Below are 25628 nucleotides of genomic sequence, written 5' to 3'. Positions count from 1 at the left end.
ATGACGAAGAGCAACGACGAGAGCACTCAGACGGATGCGCTGGATCGCGTGCTGTCGCACGCGGAGCCGCGAACCGAGGCGAAAGTGTTCGGCGCCGCTCAAGCACTGCAGAACGAGGCCACGGCCGCGCACGGCGCCGCCGACGGCGAGCAGTGGGACCTCGAGGATCGGCACGCGCTGCGTCGCGTGGCGGGGCTGTCCACCGAACTCGAAGACGTCACGGAGGTCGAGTACCGCCAGCTGCGCCTGGAGAACGTGGTGCTCGTCGGCGTGTACCCGCAGGGGGCTCAGGACGACGCGGAGAACTCGCTCCGCGAGCTCGCCGCCCTCGCGGAGACAGCTGGAGCCGCCGTGCTCGACGGATTGCTGCAGCGCCGCCCGCATCCGGATCCCGCCACCTACCTCGGCCGAGGCAAGGCGCAGGAGCTGAAGGACATCGTGGCGGCCGTCGGCGCCGATACCGTGATCGCCGACACCGAGCTCGCGGCGAGCCAGCGCCGCGCGCTGGAGGACGTCGTGAAGGTCAAGGTCATCGACCGCACCACGGTCATCCTGGACATCTTCAGCCAGCACGCCAAGAGCCGTGAGGGCAAGGCGCAGGTCGAGCTCGCACAGCTCGAGTACCTGCTTCCTCGTCTGCGCGGCTGGGGTGAGTCGATGAGCCGTCAGGCCGGTGGCCAGGTCGGCGCCGGGGGAGCGGGCATGGGCTCGCGAGGTCCCGGTGAGACCAAGATCGAGCTGGATCGCCGCCGCATCCGCACGCGCATGGCGCAGCTGCGCAAGCAGATCCGCGAGTTCGCGCCGGCGCGCGACGCCAAGCGCGCCGAGCGCAAGCGCAACACGATCCCGTCGGTCGCCATCGCCGGGTACACGAACGCCGGCAAGTCGAGTCTGCTGAACGCTCTCACCAGCGCCGGCGTCCTGGTCGAGAACGCGCTGTTCGCGACCCTGGATGCCACCGTGCGCCGCGCCGAGACCCATGACGGCCGCATCTACACGCTCACCGACACGGTCGGCTTCGTGCGCAACCTGCCGCATCAGCTCGTCGAGGCGTTCCGCTCCACGCTCGAAGAGGTCGGACAGGCCGACCTGATCGTGCACGTCGTGGACGGTTCGCATCCGGATCCCTCCGCCCAGCTGCAGACGGTGCGCGACGTGATGGGCGACGTCGGCGCCCGCAGCATCCCCGAGATCGTCGTGTTCAACAAGGCCGACCTGGTCGACGAGGACGAGCGTCTCGTGCTGCGCGGGCTGGCGCCCGACGCGCACTTCGTCTCCTCGCGCACGGGCGAGGGCATCGACGAGCTGCGCGAGGCGATCGAGCGGATGCTGCCGATGCCGGCCGTCGAGGTGCGCGCGCTGGTGCCGTACGACCGCGGCGACCTGGTCTCCGCGGTGCACGAGACCGGAGTGCTGATCTCGGCTGAGCACGAGGAGGCCGGCACGCTGGTGCACGCGCACGTGTCGGAGCGCCTGGCGGCCGAACTCGCGCCTTACGCGGCGAACTGAGCCGGACGTCCGGAGACCGTCAGGCGGCCTGGAAGCGCGCCTCGACGGTCGCCGAGACGATGATGTCCTCCGCTTCATAGACCATGCCGGAGGAGCCGGCCGAGTCCATCGCGAAGGCGGCGCTGCGCATGAGCATCTTGGGCTGAGGGGCGGACTCCTGGCGGGAGATCAGACCCAGGTCGGCGACCTCGAGAGGCACGACGGAGTCCAGCCCGAGGGCGGCGGCATAGGCCTCCGCCCGCGCGACGGCCACCGACACGGCACCCGCCGCGACATCCCGTTCCAGTCGCGTCCGCGTCTCCGGTGTGAGCTGCCAGTCCACGATGCCGACTTCGACGCCGTCGCGCAGCGACACGTCGGAGACCCACAGTGAGAGCTCGGAGGGATCCGGGAAGGTGGCGGTGAACGCGATCGTGGCATGGTAGACCGGCGCGAGCTGGCGGCCGTCCGCGTTCCACGGACGCTCGGCGTGCACGGTCATCCGGGTGCTCGACCACTCCACGACCGTCTCCGCGTCCTTGCGGTCGACGATGCTCTGCCGCACGGGTTCGGCCAGCCGGGTGACCTCGTCGACCGCGGCGACGCGCTGCGGCCCCTCGGCGCGGATGTTCAGATGGACGGTGGCGCGCTCGGGCGCGATGCGCAGCTCGTGCTCGCCGCGGACGGTGATGATGACGTCGCTCATGAGTGCGACTGTACGTCACGCGATCGGCTTCGGTGGCGCGGAATGGCACGAGGGGCGGATACGTTGTAGTCTTTGGTGCTCGGGTGCAGCAGCATCCGATTGGTAATTCCACAGTGTGACAGCGGCTCCTTCGCAAGAAGGCCCACGGGGCTGATCGGTTTCGACGGCGTCTGGGTATCGACGGGAAGCGGGCCGAGGATGCAGGGTTATCTCGTGAACGCCCCCTGCGAAAAAATAGTTGCCAATGCAAAGCGCAACGACTTCGCCCTCGCTGCCTAAGCGAGCCCGATAGTCCGTCAGACCGTATGTGATCCCGATACGGACCCTGGCGTCATCTAGGGATCTTGCTGCGTGACGGCGTCTGGACGTCACGTGGGACTCTTCCCAGGCTGGGCTCGTCGACTTAGGTGTCTGCGACAAAGGTCGGAGCCGAGCAGAACGCTTTCACAGACTGCGCCCGGAGAAGACGTGGATGATCAGCGTCGGACGGGGGTTCGATTCCCCCCAGCTCCACCAAGCCGTTGTCACATGATGAACCCCCGTCCTCCTGATTCTCGTCAGGAGGACGGGGGTTCTTCATTGTCGGTGCGACGCCCTCAGCCCTTCTTCGGCTTCGACGGGGGAGTCGCCGGCGTCGCGCGGGACACCTTGGGGGTCGCGAGGACGGCATCCGAGGTCACGGACGTCCCGTACGCGTTCGTGGCCGTGACGGTCACCGTGTAGGACACTCCGTTGCGCAGGCCGCTCAGCGTCGCAGTGAGCGCAGTGGTCTGCGCGGACACGGGAGTCGCCTGCTTGGACTTGCCCTTGTCGACGATGGGCGTCGCTGTGACGGTGTAGGCCGTGATCGGGGAGTGGCCGTCGGAGGCCGGAGCCTGCCAGGATGCTGCGGCGGTGGCGTCGCCCGAGGTCACCTGAAGCGCCTGCGGAGCCGCAGGGGCAGTCGGCTGCGCCTGCTGGAAGGCGACGCGGTCCACTGTCCAGAACGCGCTGTTCGTTCCCGTGTAGCGGAAGCGGAACTGCGCCTGCTGCGCGCCCTGCGGCACCGCGAACTCGAGGCGTTCGTTCGCGTTCGTGTTCTTCGTGTAGTCCTTCAGCGACACCGGCTCGGCGCCATCGAAGCTCACCAGCACCTCGGCGGACTGCGGGCCGTCGATCACATAGGTCGTCGCGAAGGACAGCGCGGCGTCGGAGGCGCCCGTCAGCGGGTACACGGGGCTCACCAGCGTGGAGTCGAAAGCGCCGGTGTCGTGCGCCTTGTCATCCCACTCGTCCGAGTCGGCGACAGCGAACACGTCGCGGCTGCGTACGTCGGTCTCGCGGCCCTGGCCGCGTTCGACGTTCGAGAAGAAGTCGTCTGTCGCGAACGACCAGCCGGCCCACTCGCGTACGCCGCCCGCCGGCATCGCCGAGTTGTCGATCGTCCAGCCCTCGGGGGTCTGGTGCGTCCAGCCGAGCACTCCGGTTCCGGGGCGCGTCTCATCGAGCTGCGGCTGCAGGGCTGGGCGGACGCTGTCGAAGTCGTCGGCCTTCAGGTCTCCGAGCGCGCTGCCGTCGATGTTCCAGGCCGGGTCCGTGGCGATGCCGTCGGCCGCGAGCACGGTCGGGGCGATGTCGACGAGCTTGACGTCGTTGCGCACCGAGCCGGCGACGATCCCCGGGCCGGAGGCGATCACGAACGTCTTCCGCTCTGCAGGGGTGTTGCCCCCGTGCCCGCCGGTGGGCGTGTGGCCGTGATCGGCGGTCACGATGACCAGCCAGTCCTCCGCGGCCCGGGTCGGACGCGACTCGATCGCCGCGAGCATCTCGCCGAGCTGACTGTCGGCTCTGCGCAGCGCGGCGCCGTATGCGGCGCCGTTGGTTCCGACGGAGTGACCCGCGCCGTCGACCTCGTCGAGGTGCACGAAGACGTCGTCGGGGTCGCCCTGGGAGAGCGCCGCCACCGTCCTGGCGGTGGTTCCGGCGTCATCGCCACCCGCGATGCGCTCGTCCACCGCCGCGCCGAACACGGTCTGGGGGATCGGGGTCCAGGTGCCGACCACCAGGGTGGAGCGTTCAGGTGCGGCCTGCTCGATGCGGGTGAGGTAGTCGGGGTACTCGCCGTAGCTCGGTGCGCTGAAGCTGTTGTCGACGACCTTGTGCTTGTCCGGCCACACGCCGGTCGCGATCGTCGACCAGCCGGGGCCCGACACCGTGCCGGACATCGGCAGTGCATACAGGTTGCTCGTGGCGGTCAGCCCGGAGGACCGGAGCGCCGCGAGGTTCGGCATCCCCGCAGGCTCGAGGAAGTCGAAGCTCGCGCCGTCGATGCCGACCACGAGGGTCTTGACGTCGCGGGGGCTCTCCGCGGGAGTCGAAGCGGCCGCAGCGGCGGCCGTGAGGCCGGATGTCGCGGTGATGGCGGTGGTGAGGAGGATGGTCGAAGCGACGCGGTGAGCGCGGTTCGGCGAGGGCATGGTGATCCTTCTGTGAGGGGATGGCGGCGGATGCCGTCGACCTCCACTATCGGATGGTGGAGCGCCATCCGACCGCCAGATCGGAAAGTTGTATAGACATGTTTGCGACGCGTTCATGCATCCGGCGATCGAGAGGGCTGCCCGAGGTGAACGCCCGGGGCTGCTTCCGGCCTCATGGACCCGGCAGACTGTCGGCATGTCGTTCTTCACGCCCTTGGAGCCGGAACCGGAGCTGCCACCGGAGCGCCGCAAGGCACCGCCGTCGCCGATCTGGGTGCGACCGCCGGCGGACGAGATCCCGGTCGCGGTTCCCGCGGGGCGTCGGCTCGCGCGTGTGCCGGGTGCAGCGCTCCACCTCGCACGGATCGACGTCCATCGGGATGGGGCTGTGATCTCGCTGCGCTTCGACATCCGCCTGGAAGACAGCCTGAGCCCTGAACGCCGCGCAATTGTCGACGCCTTTCTGGATCCGAGGAGTCATCGGCCGAGCGTTGAACGAGGGCTCCGGGTGGGCGTCACCACGGCAGACGGCACTGCGGAGCTGATCGGACCGCATGCGGGAGTCTTCGCGCGCCGCATGAGCGGGGATGCTCCGGATCCGCCGCAGCTGACCGCGGTCGACGGCGGCGGAAGCGGCGATGGGGAGCACTGGACGTCGTCGCTCGGCGTCTGGCTCTGGCCACTGCCCGCTGAGGGCGACGTGACGCTGCACTACGTGTCCGAGGCCGTCGGCATCCCGGAGGGATCGGTCACGATCGACGGCGGACCGCTTCGCGAGGCTGCACGAGGCGTCACCCGCGTGTGGGATGGCAGTGCGCCGTGATCAGTCTCGCGGCTGGAGCCCGCCCAGTGCCACTGCGAGGATCTCGCCCGCCAGGAGTTCCGGGTCGACAGGACCGTCGGGCCGGTACCACTCCACGACCGAGTTGATCATGCCGAAGATCAGGCGCGTCGCGACGCCGGCGTCCAGGTCGCCGCGCACGATGCCCTCGGACTGCGCCTCGCGGACCAGGCCTGTCACGGTGTGATCGAACCGGCGTCGCCGGGCCAGTGCCGCCGTCTCGATCTCGCTGTTGCCTCGCAGCCGCAGCAGGAGCGTGACCTGCGGCTGACGCTCCGTGAGCACGCGGACGGCGCCCTCGATGATGGCCGTCAGCCGGGCGCCGGCCGTGGGCTGCTGAAGGGCCTCCTCCAGGGCCTGCTCGAGCCCGCCCAGGGCGTCTTCCAGGGCGATCTGAAGGATCTGCTCCTTCGATTCGACGTGGTGGTACAGCGCCGACTTGGTCAGGCCGAGGCGGCCCGTCAGGTCGGAGACGGAGGTGGCGTCGTACCCCTGCTCGTTGAAGAGCTCGACGCCGGCGCGGATGACGTCGGCGCGATCATGACCCGGGCGTCCACGGCGCACGGTCCTGGAACTGGTCGTCACGGCGTCGTCCTCGGCATGATTCCCAATCTATCGTCGTCGCGCGCACCGGAGCGGCAGGGGAACGGGTCGCAACCGGACTAAGCTGGAGTGGTTATCCGAAGATCGGGAGGGTTCGACGTGGTCGACTTCATCGTGTTCATGGTCCTGTTCCTCGGCGGGTTCTACCTGTTCGGGCTCGCGTGGGAGCTGCCGACCGCGCAGGGCGTGGTGTTCTCCGCGGGAATCCTCCTGGTCAGCCTCGCGCTCGCCTACGTCATGCGCCAGCGCGGCTCCGCGACTCGTCGCGCCGACAACTGGAACCAGCGCGGCGACAAGTGATCGTCGTCGGCGGCTGCAGTGCCGCCGACCCGCAGACGCCGAGAGGGCGCCGCTGATGTAGCGGCGCCCTCTCCCTGTGTCCGGGGTTCACTTCTCGCCCCAGTCGACGAGCAGCAGTCCCTGCTTGGTGTCGGCGAACCTCACCCACCCGTCGCCGAATTCGTAGGTCATGCCGAACCCGTCGTCGTCCTTGGCGATCGCGTAGTCGGGATCCTCGGTGATGTACGTCTTGCCGTTCGAGGTCGAGCGCAGCCATCCCTCCGAGATCAGGCTCGCCTGGGCCGTGCGGGAGTTCTCGGCGCTGATGGGGCCCCACGCGTACATCTGGCCGTGGTCGGACGCCGTCGAGTAGTCGGCCCACATGCACTCCAGCCCGCCATCGACGAGCACGTCGCCGATGCGGAACTCGCGCTCCTCGAACGTCCAGCCCTGGGACTTCAGGGCCTCGACGGTGCCCTTCGTGATCATCGTCTCGCAGGTCGGCCGGTCAGCGGGCGCGGTCGTGGCGGGCTTGTCGGCGGGGGCGGTCTCCACCTCGGCCTTCGGCGTTGCCGGAGGCTTCGAGGCCGTCGAGGCGGGGGTCTTGTCGACCGGCGTGCTGGGGCCGCTGCACGCGGCGAGGGACAGCGCGGCCAGCAGGGCGCCGGCAGCGAGTGGGAATCGGGTTTTCATGTGATCCGTGGGGGAGGGGTGCATGTCGCGCTCAGGCGCGCGGCGCGTCGCGGAACAGGGAGAGGAACGAGTCGTGCAGGATGCCGTTGGTGGCCAGCGCGGACAGTGCGGAGAGGGTCTCCGTGCCGTCGAACGCCGTCATCCGCCCACCGGCCTCGCGGACGATCGGAACGGCGGCGGCGATGTCGTACTCCTTGACGTCGAACTCGGCGACCATGTCGATGCGTCCCTCGGCGAGCAGCATGTAGCTGAAGATGTCGCCGTAGGCGCGGTCACGCCAGACGCGTTCAGCGAGGGCGAGGAGCTCGGGGGTCTTCCCGGCCTGCGCCCACTGCGAGATGCTCTGGAAGCTCACGCTCGCCTCGTCGAGCGAGTCGACCGTCGACACGCTCAGCCTGCGGGCTCCGCCGCTCGTGGCGGTCCAGGAGCCATCTCCTGCGGATGCCCACCAGCGGCGCCCGAGGGCGGGCATGCTGACCACGCCGACCTGCGGGACGCCGTCGACCGCCAGGGCGATCATGGTGCCCCAGAGCGGCACGCCGCGGAGGAAGTTCGCCGTCCCGTCGATCGGGTCGATGATCCACTGGCGGCTCGTGTCGCCCTCAGTGCCGAACTCCTCGCCGAGGATGCCGTCGTCGGGGCGCTCGGCGTGCAGGATGTCTCGGATGGCTCGTTCCGTGGCGAGATCAGCATCCGTGACGTGCGAGCGATCGGCCTTCAGGGAGACCTCGAGGTCGGCCGCGTCGAATCGGGGGAGGGATTGCGCATCGGCGGCATCCGCCAGGCGAAGGGCGAGGTCGAGGTCGGTGCGGAAGTCTGTGGCTGCGAGGGGGACGGTCACTTCAACAGGATAGTCCGGGCTGGTATGCCAGACCGGGGTGCCGGGTATCGGTCGTGAAACGATCTGCGATCGAGTGGCCGCCCGGCCGTGAGCAAGAGCAACGCGCCCGGGATCCGGAAGTGATTTGGCACGACCCGCCCCCGCTGGTAATGTAATTCCTCGGCCGGGGATAACATCCCGGGCCACGCACCTCTAGCTCAATCGGCAGAGCAATTGACTCTTAATCAATGGGTTCAGGGTTCAAGTCCCTGGGGGTGCACGGACAAGCCCTGGTAGATCTCGCCATCTACCAGGGCTTTTCTGCGTGCTCGTCCGGACTCCGATGTACTGCCGGCTGGCACCCAGGATCGCATCCGTCGCCTACTCGTCGTTGCGAACCGACGCCCAGCCCCGGTGGAAGAACGGCTCGAGCACCTCACGGGCCGCATCCGGACCCTGTCGACGAGCCCGCTTGATGTAGTGCTTCTCTGCAATCAGGCTCTGCCGGGACGAGATCTCGGAGAGAGGCGCGGACGGCACCCCGTAGGTCCGTTCGGGCACGCCTCGTTGTCGGGGCTTTCACCGTGTGCAGGGGATGGGGATGTATCCGGTGGCGCTTCGCTTCGTGAGTCTGTGAGCACGCACATGTCGGGCGCGTACAGTCCGAAGATGAGTAAGAACAAGGATTCGAAACACACCCCGCCATCGGAATGGGACGCCGCGCGAGGTGAGCATTGGCACGGCGCCAGGCCAACGAGCGAGACATCGATCCGTGACGCGAAGTCGCGCGCAGAGAAGCCCGATCCCATCCCGTCTCACCGCCCCCGCACGTAGACGAGAGTCCCGACCGAGTTCGACGTCCCGCCGGCGCGGTTCTTACCAGAAGATCCGAGCGGCGAGGTCGAGTTCACATCGATGGGCGACGGGAATCCTTCCTCGGATGTGGCGCGCTGAGATGGAGCTCAGCTACGGTGCCGCCAGGAGTGATGCCGTTCTCCTGCATGTCGACGAGGACGGGTTCTTCTGCCTCGTCGCCCCAGACGTATATCAGGGAACTGCTATCAGAATCCGTGGGATCTCGGGGGAGTCGCGCGACCACGGACCTCGATTCAGGGTTCAATCCCTGGGGCCGTTGTCTCGTCAACTCGCAGGGCTGTTGGAGCTCAGTGGGCGGAGAGCGCAGCGATCATGCCTTGCAGTGCGGCCAGCTGATCCAGGTACAGGCGGCGTGCGTCGGTGGCCCAGTCCGTCCCGGCCCCGTCGCGCTCGACCTGTCTCAGCTCGTGACACAGCACGACCGCCCAGCTGAAGGCGCCGTCGGGCGTCGCGGCGATCGGCGCGGAGAGCAGCTCCGCCCTCAGGTTTGCGGATCGCCACCCGTTCGCGAGCAGCCGTGCCCAGTCGAGTCCGTCCACGAAGCCGCGGCCAGACCATTCGAAGTCGATCACCGCTGCCCGGTCACCGTCGACGAACACGTTGGGTGGGATCAGGTCGCCGTGCTGGAAGACTCGCCTCGCCGACGCGGCATGCCGGCGCATCCTCACGACCTCCCCTTCCCGCAGAATTCCTTCTGCCAGGCCCCAATCAAGCTGGCTGATGTCGTCGAAGCCACGCCCGTCGACGGGCGGGTCCCATTCTGCAGTCGACGTCGCCAGGGCGACGCAGGCTCGCGCCACGCGGCGCGAGACGTCGCTCTCGAGGATCTTCCGCGGCCCAGCGCGAGACCTCCGAGCCGGGTGACCACGAGCTCGTCTCCGTTCGACGAGATCAGGCGCGGCGCACCGAAAGGGGGAGACACGGTGTCCATTGCGCGGTAGTGCTCCGCTTCGTTGGCCGCCGCTTCCGGTGATCGACCGCGCTTGATCACCATGTCGGCGAGGATCGTCACTTGCGATGAAGTCCCCATCGACTCAATCTAGATTCTCGGCCCGCGTTTGCCCACTGGTGCCCGGGTTGCAGCCGTTCCCTGACGCCCGATCCTCCTCGCTGCGTGCTCAGAAGTCCATAAGATCCGGAGGCAGATGACTGAGGTCGACGAGCAGCGTAGGGTCAGGGGGCTCGCGGGGCGCGATAACGGCGATGCTCACTCTCCGGTACGGCGAGACCAGCACGCTCAACTGAGTCCCGTTCGCGGTGCTGAAGTCGACGAACCTCGTCTCGACGGCGGCCACTTCGATGCGTCGCTTAAGGTCGACGACGTCCTCGCCCTGTGCCAGCGGGATTCCGTCGTCGCCGTCGAAGGATATGAGCGCGTGCGGTTGCTGAGTCATGGGCGCGACCATAGCGACATGGTCGCCGTCCGCTGAGGGGCTTGCGTCGGGGCCGTCGATCACTCAACACCGGGGGAACGTTCGGAATACGTCGAGCCCGTCGGCACTCATCCGAGCGTTCTAGGCGTACGGTTGCTGCCATGGGGAACCTCGAATACAACAGCTCCCGCCCGCCGATCCAGGTGGACGACGTGACGCTCGCGCATCTGAAGGTGGTCATCGGCACCAAGCTGCGTCGGCAGGAGAGCTTCATGATGACGTGGCTCCCTGACCAGTCCGTGCAGTCGGGGCGGCTGACGACGTGGATGCACCCTGCGATTCCGCTCGTCTTCTCCTTCGACTCCACGGCCATGCCCGTGATCGATCCGAAGCGGATCGAGCACATGATGGAGCTTCTGAACGCGCGCGGCGACCTGGTCCTCGATCAGATGTCGTAGGAGGTCGAGGACAGGGGCGATCTAGAGCCTGTCCAGCGCTGTCAGGGCGTCCGCGAGTGCCGTCTCCGCATCCGCCATGCGCTCGGCGACGCGCGCCTCCTTGTCGGCCGTCGCGTCCACGGCCTCGGCAGCGTCGTCGGCTTCGTCGCGCAGTCGGGCCAGCTCCGATTCCAGCTCCGCCACCCGTGCGGCGAGTCGGTCGGCCCTCGCGGTGGCGTCGCGCCGGTCGCGCACCGCCCTCCCATGCTCGGACCTCGCCCGGGCCAGCTCCTGCTCCGCGTCGCGCACGACGCGCTCAGCATCGCGACGCTCTCGGCGCGCCTTCACCTCATCCGTCGCCCGCGGCGCCACGGCGCCCCGCTCAGGGGGACCACCTGCGACGACCGCGGCGAGGTCGACCGGCTCGGACGGCTCCAGGTCTCGCACGAGTCGACCGGATGCGACCGCGGCCGCGGCATCCGGGTCGAAGAACGCGGCGGACAGAGTCTGCCGCACGGCCTCCAGAGTCGAAGCCGTCACCCGCTCCCCGCGGTCCTCGGCGAGGCCGGAAGCCTCCCTTGCCAGCTGGTCCGTCAGTGCGCGTCGCTGCCGTCCGAGTTCGGCGAGCGTACCTGCGTCGAGGTCGGCCTGGGCCTCGCGGAGCTCTTCGGCGAGCTGCAGCGCCTGTCCCAACCTGTCACGACGCTCGCGGGCGAAGAGGTTCACGACCCACGCCGCGACCGAGGGCTTCCGCAGGGCACGGATCCGCCTCGACAGGTCCGGATCGCCGACCGCCTCGGCGCGCGCGGCGCGCTCGCTCACGAAGCCCTTCAGCGGCGTGGTGCAGAGGTCAGCGGCGACGCTCTCCAAGGTCTCGGTCATCGCGTGCCTCCTATCGCGGAACGCCGGGCTGCATGAGCTCCACGGCGTCCTCGATCGTCTCGACCAGGTGCACGTGCGGCTCCATGGCGCGTCCTTTCGCCAGCGCCTTCAGCAGCGGCCAGGCGGGATAGCGGCGTGTCCAGTAGTCGCGGCCGATGAGCACCATCGGGGCGGTCGACGACTCGTCGGCGTAGTAGTTCTCGCAGGCGTCCTGGAAGATCTCCTGCACCGTTCCTCCCGCGCCCGGGAGGAACACGATCCCGTCCTGGCAGATCTCCAGCAGGATCGCCTCGCGCTGCGCGTTCCGGAAGTACTTCGCGATCGCGCTCGCGAACGCGTTGGGCGGCTCGTGGCCGTAGTGCCACGTGGGGATGCCGAGCGAGTCTCCGCCATCGGGGAACAGCTCACGCACCGTGAAGGCCGCCTTCGCCCACGCGTCGATGCTCGGAACGAAGCCGGGCGCTCTGCTGAGGATGGACAGCGCCTCGGAGAGGGCATCCGAGTCGTGACCCGCGAGATAGCCGCCCAGGTTGACCGCCTCCATCGCGCCCGGACCACCGCCCGAGGCCACGGTGTGGTTCTGCGCCAGCATCCGTCCGAGACGTGCGCCGTCGGCGTAGCCGGCGTCGCCGCGCGCCACGTCGTGTCCGCCCATCACGCCCACCAGACGGCGCCCCTGGATCCACTGCTCCAATGCCAGCCCGATGCTGTGGTCGTGCAGGGACTGGGCCAGCGCGCTGTCACGAGAGCCGGTGCGCTGCGACCACGCGTACACGCGCGCGTCCAGGCTCTGCGCGTAGTCGGGGGTGTTGTACAGCTCCTGCGCCGTGTACAGCGCGGTCCGGTAGGTGTCCACCGGCGTATCCGGGACGGTGGGGAACACCACGGCGCCGCGTGCCCGCACCGACTCCTCATCGTCCGAACGCAGCACGCACCCGAGGAACAGGGCACCTGCGACGTCGACCGAGCGCAGGTCGCGGCCGCGGTCGGTCAGGTCCAGCGAGCGCAGCCGCCATCCGGACATCGAGCGCGCCCCGGATGCGATGCGATGATCGAAGTCCTCCAGGGAGTCGACGTTGATGACCCCGCCGCGCGATCTCCTCATGTCCACGAGATTAGGCGACGGGGCTCTTCCGTCCGCCGCGACGCGGTGACATCATGGCGAGCAGGAGGCTGACATGATCGAACTCGATGACATCGACACCGACGAAGACGGCGCGCTGACCGCCACCGTGGAACTGCCAGGCGGACGCCGCGTCACCGTGGAGTACGAGTTCGACGAGGACTTCGACCGGGACGATGAGGACGAGGACTCCGCGGACGACGACGATGACGATGTCGTCGATGTGGAGCCCGAGGACCTCCCCGACATGGACACCATGCAGGAGACGGTGCAGCACGCCCTGGCCCGGCTCACCCAGGAGATCCTGGACGAGCGGGAGCGGGAGGTCGCCGAGGAGCTCACGGAGGCCGCTTACGAGGACGAGGATGAGGGCGCAGACCTCGCGGAGGCGCTGCAGTCCCTCAAAGACGACATCGCGCTCGACGGCGTCGTCGTGTTCGGAGACGGCGGCATCACCCTGCTGTACGTCGCGCCGGAGGAGTATCCCGACCTGATCATCTACTGCCTGCTGGACGAGGACCTCGAGATCGACGACCTGATGGTCGAGTGATCAGGCGACGCGGATCGTCTCGCCGCCGGTGAGCGACTCGAGCTGGGCGAACGTCAGCGGCATGACGGTGTGCGGAGTGCCGCCGGCGGTCCACACCTGCGCGAAGCCGCGCAGGTCCTCGTCGATGTAGGTCCGCAGCCGAGTCGGATGCCCGACCGGCGCGACTCCGCCGATCGCCTGACCCGTCGCTTCGCGCACGACATCCGCCGGAGCCATGGCGACGGCATCCGCTCCGATGCTCCGCGCGAGAACGCCGAAATCGACCCGGTGCGCGCCACTCGTCATCACGAGGACCGGCTCGCCGTCGGCGACCAGCACCAGGCTGTTGCCGATCGCGCCGACCTCGCAGCCGATCGCGGCCGCCGCCAGCGCGGCGGTCCGCGCGGAGTCGGGCAGCACGACGATCGCGCTGTCGACCCCGGCGGCCGCGAGGTGCTCCTGCACCAGCCGGCTGCGTGCGGGCAGATCGTCGGGTGCGTTCACGAGCGGCTCCTTCGGTCGGATGCCGCTCAGGCGGCGTCACCCATGAGGATAGCCTCGGCGTCCTCGCCCGCGCCCTCGCCTGCGTCGTCGATGTGGGAGAGCGCGCGACGCCCGAGCAGGATGGTGAGCGCGGCGATCAGCACGGACGCGGCGGCGAACAGGTACGGCACCGTGTCGTCGTAGGCGTGTGCCAGCGCTGCGGCGACCGGCGGTGCCATCGCTCCGCCGAGGAACCGCACCGCTGAGTATGCCGACGATGCGACCGAACGCGGCAGGTCGGTCGCCTCCATGACGGCCTCGGTCAGGACGGTGTTCATGATGCCGAGCATCAGGCCGCCGACGATGATGCAGATCACGAGCGCCGTCGAGTTCGCCACCAGCAGTCCGGCCGCGATCAGGTCGATCGCGAGCAGGGGAAGCGTGATGAGGATGACGGTCGTGCGGGAGATGCGACGCATCAGGGCGGGGGCCACCCACACGCTCGTGATGGCGAGGGCCACGCCCCAGCCGAAGAACGTGAAGCCGATGCCCATGGCGCCGAAGCCGAGGGGGAACGGCGAGAAGGCCAGCAGCACGAAGAAGCCGATGTTGTAGAACAGCGCCGCCACGGCGAGGATCGCCAGGGCCGGGCGCCCGAGTGCGCGGAAGGGCGCGGACAGGGGCATGGGCTCGCGCTTCTCGCCGCTGTCGCGCACCAGCGCCAGGACGGCGATGAATCCGATGGCCATCAGCACGACGACGCCGAAGAACGGGCCGCGCCAGCTGACCTCGCCCAGCAGGCCGCCCAGCAGCGGGCCGATGGCGATGCCGAGGCCGAGCGCGGCCTCGTAGAGCACGATCGCCGCACCGCTGCCGCCCGAGGCCGCACCGACGATGGTCGCGAGCGCCGTGGAGATGAACAGGGCGTTGCCCAGACCCCAGCCGGCGCGGAAGCCGATCACCCAGTCGACGCCGCCGCTCATGGCGCACAGCAGTGCGAACACGACGATGAGGGCGAGGCCGGTCAGCAGCGTCGCCTTGGCGCCGATGCGACTGGAGACCCAGCTGGTGATGAGCATCGCGAGCCCCGTCACCAGCAGGTAGCTGGTGAACAGCAGCTCGGTCTCGACGGGGGATGCCTTGAGCGAGTCGGCGATGGCGGGGAGGATCGGGTCGACCAGGCCGATGCCCATGAAGGCGACCACGCAGGCGAAGGCGACCGCCCATACCTGCGCGGGCTGGCGCCAGACCGATCCCTGTGGTGTTCCGCTCATTCGGCTTCTCCTGTCGTGGTGGTTTCCTGTGCGTGTGCGGCGAGGATCTCTGCTGCGCGCTGCAGCACGATCCACTCCTCGTCGGCGAGTCCCGCGAAACGGGGCGCGAGCGTGTCGCGCAGCTCCGCCCGCCACTCGGCGAGGTGGATGAGCCCGGCATCCGTCGCGTGCACCAGCGTCGCCCGCGTGTCGGCGGGGTCGGTGGTGCGGGTGACGAGGCCCGCCTGCTCGAGCGTCCCGATCAGCCGTGTCATTCCGGGCTGCGTGGTGCGGGCGGCGATCGCGAGCTCGCCGATGCGCATCCCGCCCTTCTGCTCGAGGATGCTGAGCGCGCGCCACTGCGCCGAGGGCGCCTCGTTCCCGGCGTCCTGCGCGGCGAACCGTGCGAGGGCGTGGGCGGAGAGCACGATCGACGGGATCACGTCCGCTTTTTCCATACCAATGAGTATATATCACATGGTATGTATATGGGTCGTTTGACGGCAGATGCCGCAGGGCATACGATTCCAATACCTGAATCGGGTTTCATGTTCCCGACCTTCCACCGTTGAAAGGCATCCAGATGCGGGTTACGAAGAAGTTGCTCCTCGGCTCGGTGCTCGCCACCGCGGCCCTCCTGTTCACGGCATGCGCGCCGCAGCCGGGCGCCGCACCCGGAGACGGCGGCGACAAGGGCCCCGCCGAGGTCCGCGTGGGCGTCATCACCAGCGAGACCGGCCCGCTGGCCGGCTACGGCAAGCAGTATCTCGACGCCTTCGCCGCGGGCCTGGACTACGCCACCGACGGCAAGGGCGCCGTGGGCGGAACCAAGATCGTCATCGAGAACCGCGACGACGCGGGCGACCCTGACACGGCGGTGACCGCAGCCAAGGAGCTGATCGGCGATGGCGTCAACATCCTGATGGGGAGTGCGTCCTCCGGCGTCGCGCTCGCGATGGCCGAGCAGGCCGCGCAGAACAAGGTGCTCTTCATCTCGGGCCCTGCTGCCGCCGATGCCATCACCGGCGTCAACGAGTACACCTTCCGCTCCGGACGTCAGTCCGCGCAGGACGTCGCGACCGCGGGAACGTTCCTCGAGGACATCAAGGGCAAGAAGATCTCCGTGTTCGCGCAGAACAACGCCTTCGGGCAGGGCAACGTCGCGGCGGTCCAGGCCATCCTCGGTGCCAAGGGCGCCACGGTGGAGCCGGTGCTGGTGGCGGAGGACGTGACCGAGTTCACCCCATTCGCGCAGCAGGTGCTCGCATCCGAGCCCGACCTCGTCTTCGTCGCGTGGGCCGGCGCCACCTCCGGCGCCATGTGGCAGGCGATGAGCCAGCAGGGCGTCCTGGACGCCATCCCGGTCGTGACCGGACTCGGCGACCGCGCCACGTTCGGCGCCTACGGCGAGGCATCCGAGAAGATCAACTTCCTGAACCACTACTTCGGGGGCGCGGCCGACAACAAGGTCGACACCGCGATGGTGGACGCGCTGAAGAAGAAGGGCGCCGAGCCCGACCTCTTCAGCCCCGACGGGTTCAACGCGGCCATCATGCTCGTGCACGCCGTCAAGGAGGGCAAGGGCGACGTGAACGCCATGATCAAGGCGCTCGAGGGCTTCACCTTCCAGGGACCGAAGGGCGAGAACACGGTCCGCGCGAAGGATCACGCGCTGATCCAGGACATGTACCAGGCGAAGCTCGTGGCCTCGGGAGGCACGTTCACGCCCGAACTCGTCGACACGGTTCCGGCCGCCGACGTCGCGCCCGCGGAGAAGTAGGAAGTGACCACCCCAGCCCCGCCCGCATCCGGCGCATCACTCCGCGTCGAAGGTCTCGGACTCGAGATCGGAGGAGCGACGATCCTCAAGGACGTCGACCTCGCCGTCGAGCCCGGTGCCCTCGTCGGAGTGATCGGGCCGAACGGCGCCGGCAAGACGACGCTGTTCAACACCATCTCGGGAGTGATCAGGCCCACGGCCGGCCGCATCCTGCTGGACGGCGCCGACGTCACCCGCACGAGCGTGCCGCAGCGCGCCCGGGCGGGACTGGGGAGGACGTTCCAGACCTCGAGCCTCTTCCCGCAGCTGAGCGTGTGCGAGAACGTGCGCATCGCGGTGCAGGCCACCGAGGGCGGCAGCTACTCGCTGTTCCACTTCCCGCGGCGCTCGGACGCCGCCAGCACCCGGGCCGAGGAGCTGCTCCGCTCCGTGGGGCTGGGGCACCGGCTGGACGCGCGTGCGGGGGACATCAGCCACGGCGACAAGCGCAAGCTCGAGATCGCCGTGCTCCTGGCGACCCGCTCCCGTCTGGTGCTGCTGGACGAGCCGATGGCCGGCGTCGCCTCCGGAGATGTCGCGGGCCTCGTCGACAGCATCCGCGGACTCCAGGCCGAGACAGGATGCACCGTGCTCATGGTCGAGCATCACATCGAGGTGCTGATGGGCCTGGTCGACCTGGTCGCGGTGATGTACTTCGGCAGCATCATCGCGGTGGACACCCCGCAGCGGATCATGGAGAACGCGACCGTGCAGAGCGCCTACCTGGGGACGGCTTCGTGAGTGCCCCCATCCTGCAGGTGCGGAACCTGCGCGCGTCGATCGCCGGCCAGCAGGTCGTCGAGGACGTGTCCTTCGACGTGCCGGCCACCGGCATCACCGCCGTGCTCGGACGCAACGGTGCGGGCAAGACCTCGACGCTGCGAGGCATCCTCGGACTGATCTCCCGCAGGGGGGAGGTGCTCCTCGACGGAGAGCGCATCGACGCGCTCAGCACGCACCGCATCGTGCAGCGCGGCGTCGGCTATGTCCCCGAGGACCGCGAGGTGTTCGCCGGGCTCACGGTCGCCGAGAACCTCGCGCTCGCCGAGCGCCAGCGCGAGCCGCGCCGCGAGTTCGTCGCGCAGCTGTTCCCCGATCTGATCGCGCGCCGCGAGCAGCGCGCCGGGACGCTCTCCGGAGGACAGCAGCAGATGGTGTCGGTCGCCCGCGCCCTGCTGAACGACAACAGGCTGCTGCTGGTCGACGAGCCCACCAAGGGACTGGCGCCCAAGATCGTCACCGAGGTGGCGGATGCCCTGGCCGAGGCCGCCACGACCGTTCCCATGCTGCTCGTGGAGCAGAACCTCGAGGTCGTGCGCCGCCTGGCGGACCAGGCCATCGTGATCGCGGACGGCCGCGTGGTGCACACCGGAACGGCATCAGAGATCCTCGATGACGCCGACCTGACCCGACGCCTGCTGGGCGTCAGCGCGGAGGAGACGAAGTGAGCACGCTTGTCCTCACCCTGATCATCGGCCTGGGCCTCGGGGCACTGTACTTCCTGGTCGCGAGCGGCCTGAGCCTGATCTACGGCCTGATGCACGTGCTGAACTTCGCCCACGGCGCCTTCCTCACCCTCAGCGCCTTCGTCGGCTGGGCGGTCGCCCAGACCATCGGCGTCTCCAGCTGGGGCGGCTTCCTGCTCTCGGTCCTCGCCGGCGCTCTGGTGGGCGCGGTGTTCGCGGCCCTGACGGAGCTGATCCTGATCCGGCCGCTGTACGAACGGCACATCGAGCAGGTGCTGGTCACGGTCGGGCTCTCGTTCGCCGCGATCGCGCTGTTCGAGGGCATCTGGGGCACGGATCCCGTCACCGTCACAGGACCGGCGTGGCTCGGGCAGACCACCTCGGTGCTCGGCGCCAGCATCCCGAACAAGTACTGGGTGCTCATCATCGCCGCGGGAATCGTGCTCGCCGGGCTCGTGCTGTTCCTGAAGAAGACCCGCTACGGCATGATCATCCGCGCCGGCGTCGAGAACCGCGCCATGGTCACCGCCCTCGGCATCGACGTGCGTCGCTCGTTCACCCTGGTGTTCGCGATCGGCGGCGCGGCCGCCGGCATCGGCGGAGTGCTCGCCATGCACGCCATGACCTACGTCTCGGCGCATCTCGGCTCCACGCTGCTGATCTTCGCGTTCATCGTGACCGTGGTGGGCGGCCTCGGCTCCCTGACGGGCGCCGCCGTCGCCTCGGTGCTCGTGGCCGTGCTGCAGCAGGTCGCCAACACCTACCTCGGCGGCACCGGCGACTTCATCGTCGTGATCCTGCTGGCGGTCGTGCTGCTGGTGCGACCGGCCGGACTGATGGGGAAGAGGGCATGACCATGCGCAGCATCCGAGACCTCCTCCCGCTCATCGTCGGCGCCGCAGTCGTCGTCGTGCTCGCGGTGCTCCCGCTGCTGAACCTCTCGATCCCCGGCATCCTGCCCGGGCCGACCTACACGCCGGGCTCGCTCGCCCTGATGTCGCTGTGCATGGTGTTCGCAGCCCTCGCGCTGTCGTACAACCTCATGCTCGGCACGGCCGGGTTGCTGTCCTTCGGGCACGCCCTGTACTTCGGCGCGGGCGCCTATGGGCTGGGCATCGTGCTCCACGCCGCCCAGCTCCCGCTCGTGCCTGCGGTGTTCGCGGCGCTGCTCGGCGGCGTCGTGATCGCCGTTGTCACGGGAGCCGTCGCCATGCGGGTGAGCGGCATCCCGTTCGCGATGGTGACACTCGCCTTCGCGCAGGCGGGCTCCGTGCTCGTCCGCCGCAACCAGGCGGTCACCGGCGGTGAGGAGGGGCTCAGCCTGAACACCGCAGGGGTTCCGGACTGGCTGGTGGGCGTCATCAACACCCGCAACCTGTACTGGGTGTCGCTGGCGGTCGTCGTGGTCGTCTACCTGATCGTGCTGTGGGTGGACCGCTCGCGCCTGGGACACCTGGCCGCCGCCGCACGCGAGAACGACCTGCGCGTGCGGGTGCTGGGTCTGCAGCCGAATCGGGCGAAGCTGATCGTGTTCGTGATCGCCGGCCTGTGCGCCTCCCTCGCGGGCATCGCGTACCTGCTGCTGCAGTCGGGCACGCAGCCCAGCGCCGTCGGAGCGGACCTCACGATCACGGTGCTGGTCATGGTGGTGCTCGGCGGAGTCGGATTCCGCTGGGGCGCGATCGTGGGCGGCGTGGTCTACACGATCCTCGATCAGCGACTCACGGTGCTGGCCAGGGCCGACGCCATCCACCAGCTCCCCGACATCCTGCGTGTGCCGCTGTCGGAGCCGCTGTTCATCCTGGGCGTGCTGTTCATCCTCGTGGTCATGTTCCTCCCCGGCGGCATCGCCGGGACGGTCGACGGCTGGGTGCGCCGCCGCCGGGGCAGGGCGGCGCCCGACACGGGCATCGCCGGGCTCGAGCAGAGCGACACGGCGGGTGTCGTGGCGCGATGATGGATGTCATGGCGGGCGCGCACACGATCGGGCGGTGGCTGCGCGACAGCGCCGTCGCAGCGCCCGCACGCATAGCCGTCGATGATCGCGGCGTGCGCACCGACTATCGCGCGCTCGCCGCACGAGTCGACGCGCTGGCAGCACGGCTGACGGATGCCGGGTACGGCGCCGGCCAGCGGATCGCCACGGTCTCGGGCAACTCGACCGACCACATCGTCGCGTTCTTCGCCTGCGCGGAGCTGGGCATCGCGTTCGTCCCGCTGTCGTGGCGGCTGACCCCGGGGGAGCTCGCGGATCTCGTCACCCGGACGGCGCCGGCACTGCTGCTGATCGACGACGAGCATGCCGCCCTCGCGACGGCGGCGCTCGAGCTCGTCGAGGCTCCCGTCTCGCGGGCCGCGCTCGGCGTGGCCGGAGTGGAGCGCGACGCGCCGCCCGCTGCGGAGGCGGCGCCGGCGCGACCGGCCCGCGACGACGACCCGCTGCTGGTGATCTACACCTCCGGCAGCGAGGCGGCTCCCAAGGGCGTCGTCCTCACGCACGAGAACTGCTTCTGGAACAACCTGGCGCTCGACCGCGCCATGCCCCTCGGCGCCGATGACGTCGTGCTCGCCATGCTGCCGCAGTATCACGTGGCAGCCTGGAACGTGCAGCCGCTGCAGGCGTGGTGGCGCGGCGCGACCGTCGTGCTGGAGCGCTCCTTCGATCCGGGCCGCGTGCTGCAACTGGTCCCTGAGCGCGGCGTCACCACCATGATGGGCGTGCCGACCCAGTACCGGATGCTGCTGCAGCATCCGCTCTGGGCATCCGCCGACCTCGCGTCGCTGCGTCGCGTGGTGGTCGGCGGGGCGACCATCCCCGACGACCTCGTGGCGAGCTGGGCCGCGCGGGGCCTGACCTTCACCCAGGGCTACGGGCTCACCGAGGCCGGACCCAACGTGCTGTATCTGGCTCCCGAGCTCGTCGCCGATCACCCCGGTGCAGTCGGCAGGCCTTACCCGGGCGTGGACGCGAGGCTGGTCGACCCGGCGACAGGCCTCGAACTGCGGGGCGTGGCGACCGGGGAGCTGTGGGTGCGCGGGGCGAGCGTCTTCCCCGGATACCTCGACGACCCCGATGCGACCGCGCGGGCCAGGAGCGGGGAGTGGCTCCGCACCGGCGACCTGCTGCACCGCGACGCCGACGGCATCCACCGGGTGGTGGACCGGCTGAAGGAGATCTACGTCTCAGGCGGGGAGAACATCGCCCCGGCCGAGATCGAGGGCGTACTGAACCGGCATCCGCTGGTCGCAGCCTCCGCCGTCGTCGGCGTGCCCGATCCCGTGTGGGGCGAGCGCGGCTGCGCGTTCGTGGTGACCGACGGCCCGGTGTCGGCGGACGAGCTGCGCGCTTTCGCCGCGGAGCGGCTCGCCGCGTTCAAGCTGCCCGCGCACATCGTGCTGCTCGACGAGCTGCCCCGCTCGACCATCGACAAGGTCGCCAGAGGCCGGTTGCGGCGGATGGCGCGGGACCTGCTCGCCGACCCGCCTCTGAAGGAGGAACATGATCACGCCCACTGAGGATCCGCCGGTCTCCCCGGCGACGGGACGGCCGCTGACCAAGCGCGGTCAGCTGACGCGCCGCCGCCTGCTGGAGGCGGCCGAGCAGGTGTTCGCCGATCTCGGCTATCACGAGGCGTCGATCGTGAAGATCACCGAGCATGCCGGGGTCGCGCTGGGCACCTTCTATCTGTACTTCGACAGCAAGCAGTCGATCTTCGAGGCCCTGGTCGTCGACCTGAACAGCCGTGTCCGGCACTCCATGTCCGAGGCGATGGCAGGTGCCGCGGACCGCATCGAGGCCGAGCGGAGGGGGTTCGAGGGCTTCTTCCGCTTCACCGCGCAGCATCCGGCGCTGTACCGGGTCGTCCGCGAAGCGGAGTTCGTCTCGCCCGCCATGCTCAAGCTGCATTACGAGCGCATCGTGGACGGGTACCGAGCCGGGCTCGCCGCCGCGCAGCGCGACGGCGAGGTCGCGTCCGAGCTGGACACCGAGGTGGTCGCGTGGGCGCTGATGGGCGCCGGCGAACTGATCGGCATGCGCTATCTGCTCTGGGAGACGGATGCTGAGGGGCGCCCGCCCGCCGAGATCGACCCGGCCGTGCTGGACGGCATGACCGCATTCATCACCCGGGCGCTGCGCCCGGACACCACGACCTCGCCGACCACGAAGGGGGCAGCAGGATGACCGAACAGGACCTCGCCGACAGGCGGGCCGTCGTCACCGGGGGAGCGAGCGGCATCGGCCTGGCGTGCGCCAAGGAGTTCGCCGGCCGCGGAGCGCACGTGATCATCGCTGATCTGAACGCCGAGGCGGCGGCTGCTGCCGCCGACGAGATCGGCGGGGAGGCGTGGGCCGTCGACCTCTCCGACACCTCAGCGCTCGATGCCCTCGAGCTGCAGGCCGACATCCTCGTGAACAACGCCGGCATCCAGCGGGTGAGCCCGATCGCCGAGTTCGATCCCGACGCCTTCCGGCTGATCCAGCGCATCATGCTCGAAGCGCCGTTCCTGCTGATCCGCGCCGTGCTGCCGGGCATGTACGAGCGCGGCTGGGGTCGGATCATCAACATCTCCAGCGTGCACGGGCTGCGCGCCAGCGCGTTCAAGTCGGCGTACGTCGCCGCCAAGCACGGGCTGGAAGGCCTGTCGAAGGTGACGGCCCTCGAGGGCGGCCCGCACGGCGTGACCAGCAACTGCATCAACCCCGGCTACGTGCGCACGTCGCTCGTCGAGAAGCAGATCGCCGACCAGGCGCGGCTGCACGGCATTCCCGAGAGCGAGGTCGTGGAGAGGATCATGCTCACCGAGAGTGCGATCAAGCGGCTGGTGGAGGCGACCGAGGTCGCCTCGCTCGCGGGCTGGCTGGCATCGGACGCGGCCGGCATGGTGACCGGTGCGTCGTACACCATGGACGGCGGATGGAGCGCTCGCTGATGTCCCACACCTACCGCACCACCGACGTCCCCGTCGCAGGCGGCGCCCTGCGCGTCGCGATCTGGGAGCCGGAGGGGGAAACGGTCGCGACCGCGCTGCTGATCCACGGGGTCACGTCCTCGCACCTGGCCTGGCCATTCGTCGTCGAGCGGATGCCCGGCGTCCGGATCATCGCACCGGACCTGCGCGGCCGGGGGATGAGCAGCACTCTCGAGGGGCCCGCGGGCATGGCGGCGCACGCCGACGACATGGCGGCGGTGCTGGATGCCGTGAGCGTCGAGTCCACGACCGTCGTGGGGCATTCGATGGGCGCGTTCGTCGCGGTCGCGTTCGCGCACAGGCATCCGGATCGTGTGCGTCGCCTGGTGCTCATCGACGGCGGCTTTCCGCTGGATCTGCCTGCGGGCGTCGACCCGGAGCAGGCGGTGCAGGTCGTGCTGGGACCGGTCGCCGAGCGCCTCTCGATGCGCTGGTCGGGCGTGCAGGAGTACACCGAGCGGTTCTGGCGGAATCATCCCGCGCTGGCCGAGGACTGGAGCGACGAGCTGGAGCGGTACATCGCCTACGATCTCGTCCCGGACGGTGACGCGTTCCGCGCCGCGACCACCTATCGCTCGATGGCCGACGACACCCGCGACATGAACGTCGGCACGCTGCTCCCGGAGGCACTGGCAGCGCTGTCGAAGCCGACCCTGTTCATCACCGTGCCGCGCGGCCTGCAGAACGAGACACCGGGGCTCTACCCGCCCGCGCACCTGCAGAAGGTGCTGGCGGAGTTCCCGCAGGTGCGTCACGTGCATCTGGACGACCTCAACCACTACACGGTCGTGATGTCCGAGCGCGGGGCGGACGCGCTGGCACCGTTGATCGTCGCCGAACTGGGGGCCTGACTACCGCCGGGCGCCTGCGATCCGCGAGGAGAGCTGGTGCGCGTGCGCCAGCAGCGTCCGGCCGAGCTGCGGAAGCCTGTCGGGGCCGAAGCGGAACTCGGCGCCCGTGAGACTCAGCGCCCATTCGGGGCGACCCTCGCGATCGAAGACCGCGGCGCCGATGCCCCAGGAGCCCTCCACGATCAGACCGGGATTCACGGCGTACCCCCGGGCCTTCGTCTCCGCGAGCCGCTTCCGCAGCGGCTCGGGGCCGTGGGCCGCGCCCCAGCGTCCCTCCAGCTCCGGATGGCGCTCGAGATACGCATCCACATCGTGGTCAGGCAGGAACGACAGGATCGCGATTCCGGCGCTGGCGACGCCGAGCGGAAAGCGGATGCCCTCGCTGAGCACGAAGGAGCGGATCGGGAACGACCCCTCCTCACGGATCAGGCACACCGTCTCGTCGGCCCGTCGCGTGGACAGGAACGCGCTCTCCTCGGTCTTCACCGCCAGCGAGCGCACGATGTCGCGGGAGATCTCCGTGATGTCGTAGCGCGACGCCGCGGCCGTGCCCATCAGATACAGCTCAGGACCGGCCGTCCAGCGCGAAGTCACCGGATCCTGATCGACCAGCCCCTCGACCTTCAGCGCGGTGAGCAGCCGGTGGGCTGTCGAGCGGCTGAGCGAGGCATCCGTCGCCAGCTGCTGCAGTGACGCGCCGTCCGCCGACGCCGACACCAGCCGCAGCAGGGCGGATGCCCGGGCGATGGCCTGCGCGCCGGGGACGGAGCGCCTCCCCGATGCCGTCGATTCCACAATGTGGACGCTACCCGGATCCTTGACCACATCGCAAGCATCGGCTTGCCGCCGCCGTCGCGCCGGGCGGATGCTGGATGAGGACATTCACGAAGGAGTGGTCAGTGATCGACAAACAGTTCGCATCGGCGGCCGAGGCGGTCGCTGACATCCCCGACGGAGCGTCGCTCGCGGTAGGAGGATTCGGTCTCTCGGGCAACCCGATGCTGCTCATCGAGGCGCTGCTCGCGCAGGGCACGAAGGACCTCAGCGTGGTCAGCAACAACTGCGGTGTGGACGACTGGGGTCTGGGCGTGCTGCTCGGCGCACGGCGCATCCGCAAGATGACCTCGTCCTACGTCGGCGAGAACAAGGAGTTCGAGCGGCAGTTCCTCGAGGGCGATCTGGAGCTGGAGCTCACCCCGCAGGGCACGCTGGCCGAGAAGCTGCGGGCCGGCGGCTCCGGCATCGCCGCGTTCTTCACGCAGACCGGCGTCGGCACGCAGGTCGCCGAGGGCGGGCTGCCGCGTCGCTACAACGCCGACGGGACGATCGCGGTCGCCTCTCCCGTCAAGGAGACCCGCTCGTTCGACTTCCACGGCGCGGAGCGCGAGTTCGTGCTGGAGGAGTCGATCACCACCGACTTCGCCCTCGTGCACGCGCTGAAGGGCGACCGGCACGGCAACCTCGTCTTCAACAAGGCCGCCCGCAACTTCAACCCGCTCGCCGCCATGGCCGGGCGCATCTGCATCGCTCAGGTCGAGCAGCTCGTCGAGCCCGGCGAGCTCGACCCCGACGGTATCCACCTGCCCGGAGTCTTCGTGCACCGGATCGTCGAGGTGGGGACCGGCATCGAGAAGCGCATCGAACGGCGCACCGTCGCCGCAGGACAGGGAGGCGACTGA

The 25628-nt window shown here is 69.4% G+C and carries 29 protein-coding genes, 1 tRNA gene and 1 other RNA gene; 17 read left to right on the top strand and 14 right to left on the bottom strand.

The window, feature by feature from the left end:
- Nucleotides 1-1509, top strand: a complete 1509-nt coding sequence (gene hflX / locus ACTJJ4_RS03890; RefSeq protein ID WP_440942100.1) for a GTPase HflX — start codon at nt 1-3, stop codon at nt 1507-1509.
- 19 nt (nt 1510-1528) lie between these two features.
- Here hflX and ACTJJ4_RS03885 read toward each other — a convergent pair whose 3' ends face one another.
- Entirely contained in the window at nt 1529-2194 is a 666-nt protein-coding gene (locus ACTJJ4_RS03885) for an SIMPL domain-containing protein (protein WP_440942099.1), read from the bottom strand.
- A gap of 146 nt (nt 2195-2340) precedes the next feature.
- Here ACTJJ4_RS03885 and ssrA point away from each other — a divergent pair.
- Nucleotides 2341-2710: a transfer-messenger RNA gene (gene ssrA, locus ACTJJ4_RS03880) on the top strand.
- An 80-nt stretch (nt 2711-2790) separates the two neighbouring features.
- On the opposite strand, the gene ACTJJ4_RS03875 is transcribed toward ssrA, so the two are convergent.
- Entirely contained in the window at nt 2791-4650 is a 1860-nt protein-coding gene (locus ACTJJ4_RS03875; protein ID WP_440942098.1) for an alkaline phosphatase family protein, read from the bottom strand.
- Between the two features lie 508 nt (nt 4651-5158).
- Between ACTJJ4_RS03875 and ACTJJ4_RS03870 the strand changes: the two genes are divergently transcribed.
- Nucleotides 5159-5473: a hypothetical protein gene (locus tag ACTJJ4_RS03870; RefSeq protein ID WP_440942097.1), complete on the top strand. Its 315-nt coding sequence runs from the start codon at nt 5159-5161 to the stop codon at nt 5471-5473.
- On the opposite strand, the gene ACTJJ4_RS03865 is transcribed toward ACTJJ4_RS03870, so the two are convergent.
- Nucleotides 5474-6076: a TetR/AcrR family transcriptional regulator gene (locus tag ACTJJ4_RS03865; protein WP_440942096.1), complete on the bottom strand. Its 603-nt coding sequence runs from the start codon at nt 6074-6076 to the stop codon at nt 5474-5476.
- Between the two features lie 117 nt (nt 6077-6193).
- On the opposite strand from ACTJJ4_RS03865, the gene ACTJJ4_RS03860 reads away from it, so the two are divergent.
- Entirely contained in the window at nt 6194-6394 is a 201-nt protein-coding gene (locus ACTJJ4_RS03860) for a hypothetical protein (RefSeq protein ID WP_292697715.1), read from the top strand.
- Nucleotides 6395-6481: 87 nt separating this feature from the next.
- Here ACTJJ4_RS03860 and ACTJJ4_RS03855 read toward each other — a convergent pair whose 3' ends face one another.
- Nucleotides 6482-7066 carry an SPOR domain-containing protein gene (locus ACTJJ4_RS03855; RefSeq protein ID WP_440942095.1) on the bottom strand — a complete coding sequence of 195 codons (585 nt, stop codon included), beginning with the start codon at nt 7064-7066 and terminating at the stop codon, nt 6482-6484.
- 31 nt (nt 7067-7097) lie between these two features.
- Entirely contained in the window at nt 7098-7907 is an 810-nt protein-coding gene (locus tag ACTJJ4_RS03850) for an inositol monophosphatase family protein (RefSeq protein WP_440942094.1), read from the bottom strand.
- Nucleotides 7908-8093: 186 nt separating this feature from the next.
- Here ACTJJ4_RS03850 and ACTJJ4_RS03845 point away from each other — a divergent pair.
- Nucleotides 8094-8166, top strand: a tRNA-Lys gene (locus ACTJJ4_RS03845).
- A 101-nt stretch (nt 8167-8267) separates the two neighbouring features.
- Here ACTJJ4_RS03845 and ACTJJ4_RS03840 read toward each other — a convergent pair.
- From ACTJJ4_RS03840 to ACTJJ4_RS03830, 3 genes are all read right to left on the bottom strand, one after another.
- A complete protein-coding gene (locus ACTJJ4_RS03840) occupies nt 8268-8447 on the bottom strand; it encodes a hypothetical protein (RefSeq protein ID WP_440942093.1) in 180 nt (59 codons plus the stop codon).
- Between the two features lie 602 nt (nt 8448-9049).
- The gene (locus ACTJJ4_RS03835; RefSeq protein ID WP_440942812.1) at nt 9050-9424 is read right to left on the bottom strand and encodes a phosphotransferase; all 375 of its coding nucleotides are present in this window, start codon (nt 9422-9424) and stop codon (nt 9050-9052) included.
- A 456-nt stretch (nt 9425-9880) separates the two neighbouring features.
- Nucleotides 9881-10156 carry a hypothetical protein gene (locus tag ACTJJ4_RS03830; RefSeq protein WP_440942092.1) on the bottom strand — a complete coding sequence of 92 codons (276 nt, stop codon included), beginning with the start codon at nt 10154-10156 and terminating at the stop codon, nt 9881-9883.
- A 140-nt stretch (nt 10157-10296) separates the two neighbouring features.
- On the opposite strand from ACTJJ4_RS03830, the gene ACTJJ4_RS03825 reads away from it, so the two are divergent.
- Nucleotides 10297-10593: a DUF7882 family protein gene (locus ACTJJ4_RS03825; RefSeq protein WP_440942091.1), complete on the top strand. Its 297-nt coding sequence runs from the start codon at nt 10297-10299 to the stop codon at nt 10591-10593.
- 21 nt (nt 10594-10614) lie between these two features.
- Here ACTJJ4_RS03825 and ACTJJ4_RS03820 read toward each other — a convergent pair whose 3' ends face one another.
- Together ACTJJ4_RS03820 and ACTJJ4_RS03815 are read right to left on the bottom strand one after the other, a co-directional pair.
- On the bottom strand, nt 10615-11454 hold the full coding sequence (locus ACTJJ4_RS03820; protein ID WP_440942090.1) for a transposase: 840 nt from the start codon (nt 11452-11454) through the stop codon (nt 10615-10617).
- Between the two features lie 10 nt (nt 11455-11464).
- Nucleotides 11465-12559 (bottom strand): LOG family protein, encoded by a 1095-nt coding sequence (locus ACTJJ4_RS03815; protein ID WP_440942089.1) that lies wholly within the window; start codon nt 12557-12559, stop codon nt 11465-11467.
- A gap of 73 nt (nt 12560-12632) precedes the next feature.
- Between ACTJJ4_RS03815 and ACTJJ4_RS03810 the strand changes: the two genes are divergently transcribed.
- Nucleotides 12633-13127 carry a hypothetical protein gene (locus tag ACTJJ4_RS03810; protein ID WP_440942088.1) on the top strand — a complete coding sequence of 165 codons (495 nt, stop codon included), beginning with the start codon at nt 12633-12635 and terminating at the stop codon, nt 13125-13127.
- Here the strand turns inward: ACTJJ4_RS03810 and ACTJJ4_RS03805 are convergent, their stop codons facing one another.
- From ACTJJ4_RS03805 to ACTJJ4_RS03795, 3 genes are read right to left on the bottom strand one after another with little or no spacing between them, the layout of a single operon-like run.
- Nucleotides 13128-13610 carry a YbaK/EbsC family protein gene (locus ACTJJ4_RS03805; protein WP_440942087.1) on the bottom strand — a complete coding sequence of 161 codons (483 nt, stop codon included), beginning with the start codon at nt 13608-13610 and terminating at the stop codon, nt 13128-13130. It lies immediately after the preceding gene.
- 26 nt (nt 13611-13636) lie between these two features.
- A complete protein-coding gene (locus ACTJJ4_RS03800) occupies nt 13637-14863 on the bottom strand; it encodes an MFS transporter (RefSeq protein WP_440942086.1) in 1227 nt (408 codons plus the stop codon).
- Nucleotides 14860-15300, bottom strand: a complete 441-nt coding sequence (locus tag ACTJJ4_RS03795) for a MarR family winged helix-turn-helix transcriptional regulator (RefSeq protein WP_440942085.1) — start codon at nt 15298-15300, stop codon at nt 14860-14862. Before ACTJJ4_RS03795 ends, ACTJJ4_RS03800 begins: the two co-directional genes overlap by 4 nt.
- 125 nt (nt 15301-15425) lie before the next feature.
- Here ACTJJ4_RS03795 and ACTJJ4_RS03790 point away from each other — a divergent pair, with 125 nt between their 5' ends.
- Genes ACTJJ4_RS03790 through ACTJJ4_RS03750 form a run of 9 tightly spaced genes read left to right on the top strand, consistent with a single transcriptional unit; the run spans nt 15426 to nt 23949 of the window.
- On the top strand, nt 15426-16622 hold the full coding sequence (locus ACTJJ4_RS03790; RefSeq protein WP_440942084.1) for a substrate-binding domain-containing protein: 1197 nt from the start codon (nt 15426-15428) through the stop codon (nt 16620-16622).
- Nucleotides 16623-16625: 3 nt separating this feature from the next.
- On the top strand, nt 16626-17402 hold the full coding sequence (locus ACTJJ4_RS03785) for an ABC transporter ATP-binding protein (protein ID WP_440942083.1): 777 nt from the start codon (nt 16626-16628) through the stop codon (nt 17400-17402).
- On the top strand, nt 17399-18109 hold the full coding sequence (locus ACTJJ4_RS03780; RefSeq protein WP_440942082.1) for an ABC transporter ATP-binding protein: 711 nt from the start codon (nt 17399-17401) through the stop codon (nt 18107-18109). Before ACTJJ4_RS03785 ends, ACTJJ4_RS03780 begins: the two co-directional genes overlap by 4 nt.
- Nucleotides 18106-18981 (top strand): branched-chain amino acid ABC transporter permease, encoded by an 876-nt coding sequence (locus ACTJJ4_RS03775; protein ID WP_440942081.1) that lies wholly within the window; start codon nt 18106-18108, stop codon nt 18979-18981. The genes ACTJJ4_RS03780 and ACTJJ4_RS03775 overlap by 4 nt, the downstream gene beginning before the upstream one ends.
- Nucleotides 18978-20084, top strand: coding sequence for a branched-chain amino acid ABC transporter permease (locus ACTJJ4_RS03770; RefSeq protein WP_440942080.1), 1107 nt, complete (start codon nt 18978-18980; stop codon nt 20082-20084). The genes ACTJJ4_RS03775 and ACTJJ4_RS03770 overlap by 4 nt, the downstream gene beginning before the upstream one ends.
- An 8-nt stretch (nt 20085-20092) precedes the next feature.
- A complete protein-coding gene (locus ACTJJ4_RS03765; RefSeq protein ID WP_440942079.1) occupies nt 20093-21643 on the top strand; it encodes a class I adenylate-forming enzyme family protein in 1551 nt (516 codons plus the stop codon).
- On the top strand, nt 21627-22310 hold the full coding sequence (locus ACTJJ4_RS03760; protein ID WP_440942078.1) for a TetR/AcrR family transcriptional regulator: 684 nt from the start codon (nt 21627-21629) through the stop codon (nt 22308-22310). Before ACTJJ4_RS03765 ends, ACTJJ4_RS03760 begins: the two co-directional genes overlap by 17 nt.
- Nucleotides 22307-23059, top strand: coding sequence for a 3-hydroxybutyrate dehydrogenase (locus ACTJJ4_RS03755; protein ID WP_440942077.1), 753 nt, complete (start codon nt 22307-22309; stop codon nt 23057-23059). Before ACTJJ4_RS03760 ends, ACTJJ4_RS03755 begins: the two co-directional genes overlap by 4 nt.
- The gene (locus ACTJJ4_RS03750) at nt 23059-23949 is read left to right on the top strand and encodes an alpha/beta hydrolase (protein WP_440942076.1); all 891 of its coding nucleotides are present in this window, start codon (nt 23059-23061) and stop codon (nt 23947-23949) included. Before ACTJJ4_RS03755 ends, ACTJJ4_RS03750 begins: the two co-directional genes overlap by 1 nt.
- On the opposite strand, the gene ACTJJ4_RS03745 is transcribed toward ACTJJ4_RS03750, so the two are convergent.
- Nucleotides 23950-24744, bottom strand: coding sequence for an IclR family transcriptional regulator (locus ACTJJ4_RS03745; RefSeq protein ID WP_440942075.1), 795 nt, complete (start codon nt 24742-24744; stop codon nt 23950-23952). It abuts the gene before it with no gap.
- A gap of 104 nt (nt 24745-24848) precedes the next feature.
- Between ACTJJ4_RS03745 and ACTJJ4_RS03740 the strand changes: the two genes are divergently transcribed.
- The gene (locus ACTJJ4_RS03740; protein WP_440942074.1) at nt 24849-25628 is read left to right on the top strand and encodes a CoA transferase subunit A; all 780 of its coding nucleotides are present in this window, start codon (nt 24849-24851) and stop codon (nt 25626-25628) included.

Source organism: Microbacterium sp. 22195, from assembly GCF_052056515.1.
GTDB lineage: Bacteria > Actinomycetota > Actinomycetes > Actinomycetales > Microbacteriaceae > Microbacterium.
Note: the sequence above shows the minus strand (reverse complement) of the source record. Positions and strands in the feature narration are given on the sequence as shown.

What these genes read in the sequence shown, in the direction of transcription:
- hflX (WP_440942100.1), top strand. Translation starts at nt 1, where the DNA reads ATGACGAAGAGCAACGACGAGAGCACTCAGACGGATGCGCTGGATCGC.
- ACTJJ4_RS03885 (WP_440942099.1), bottom strand. Translation starts at nt 2,194, where the DNA reads ATGAGCGACGTCATCATCACCGTCCGCGGCGAGCACGAGCTGCGCATC.
- ACTJJ4_RS03875 (WP_440942098.1), bottom strand. Translation starts at nt 4,650, where the DNA reads ATGCCCTCGCCGAACCGCGCTCACCGCGTCGCTTCGACCATCCTCCTC.
- ACTJJ4_RS03855 (WP_440942095.1), bottom strand. Translation starts at nt 7,066, where the DNA reads ATGAAAACCCGATTCCCACTCGCTGCCGGCGCCCTGCTGGCCGCGCTG.
- ACTJJ4_RS03835 (WP_440942812.1), bottom strand. Translation starts at nt 9,424, where the DNA reads ATGCGCCGGCATGCCGCGTCGGCGAGGCGAGTCTTCCAGCACGGCGAC.
- ACTJJ4_RS03830 (WP_440942092.1), bottom strand. Translation starts at nt 10,156, where the DNA reads ATGACTCAGCAACCGCACGCGCTCATATCCTTCGACGGCGACGACGGA.
- ACTJJ4_RS03825 (WP_440942091.1), top strand. Translation starts at nt 10,297, where the DNA reads ATGGGGAACCTCGAATACAACAGCTCCCGCCCGCCGATCCAGGTGGAC.
- ACTJJ4_RS03820 (WP_440942090.1), bottom strand. Translation starts at nt 11,454, where the DNA reads ATGACCGAGACCTTGGAGAGCGTCGCCGCTGACCTCTGCACCACGCCG.
- ACTJJ4_RS03815 (WP_440942089.1), bottom strand. Translation starts at nt 12,559, where the DNA reads ATGAGGAGATCGCGCGGCGGGGTCATCAACGTCGACTCCCTGGAGGAC.
- ACTJJ4_RS03810 (WP_440942088.1), top strand. Translation starts at nt 12,633, where the DNA reads ATGATCGAACTCGATGACATCGACACCGACGAAGACGGCGCGCTGACC.
- ACTJJ4_RS03800 (WP_440942086.1), bottom strand. Translation starts at nt 14,863, where the DNA reads ATGAGCGGAACACCACAGGGATCGGTCTGGCGCCAGCCCGCGCAGGTA.
- ACTJJ4_RS03795 (WP_440942085.1), bottom strand. Translation starts at nt 15,300, where the DNA reads ATGGAAAAAGCGGACGTGATCCCGTCGATCGTGCTCTCCGCCCACGCC.
- ACTJJ4_RS03790 (WP_440942084.1), top strand. Translation starts at nt 15,426, where the DNA reads ATGCGGGTTACGAAGAAGTTGCTCCTCGGCTCGGTGCTCGCCACCGCG.
- ACTJJ4_RS03770 (WP_440942080.1), top strand. Translation starts at nt 18,978, where the DNA reads ATGACCATGCGCAGCATCCGAGACCTCCTCCCGCTCATCGTCGGCGCC.
- ACTJJ4_RS03765 (WP_440942079.1), top strand. Translation starts at nt 20,093, where the DNA reads ATGGCGGGCGCGCACACGATCGGGCGGTGGCTGCGCGACAGCGCCGTC.
- ACTJJ4_RS03760 (WP_440942078.1), top strand. Translation starts at nt 21,627, where the DNA reads ATGATCACGCCCACTGAGGATCCGCCGGTCTCCCCGGCGACGGGACGG.
- ACTJJ4_RS03755 (WP_440942077.1), top strand. Translation starts at nt 22,307, where the DNA reads ATGACCGAACAGGACCTCGCCGACAGGCGGGCCGTCGTCACCGGGGGA.
- ACTJJ4_RS03750 (WP_440942076.1), top strand. Translation starts at nt 23,059, where the DNA reads ATGTCCCACACCTACCGCACCACCGACGTCCCCGTCGCAGGCGGCGCC.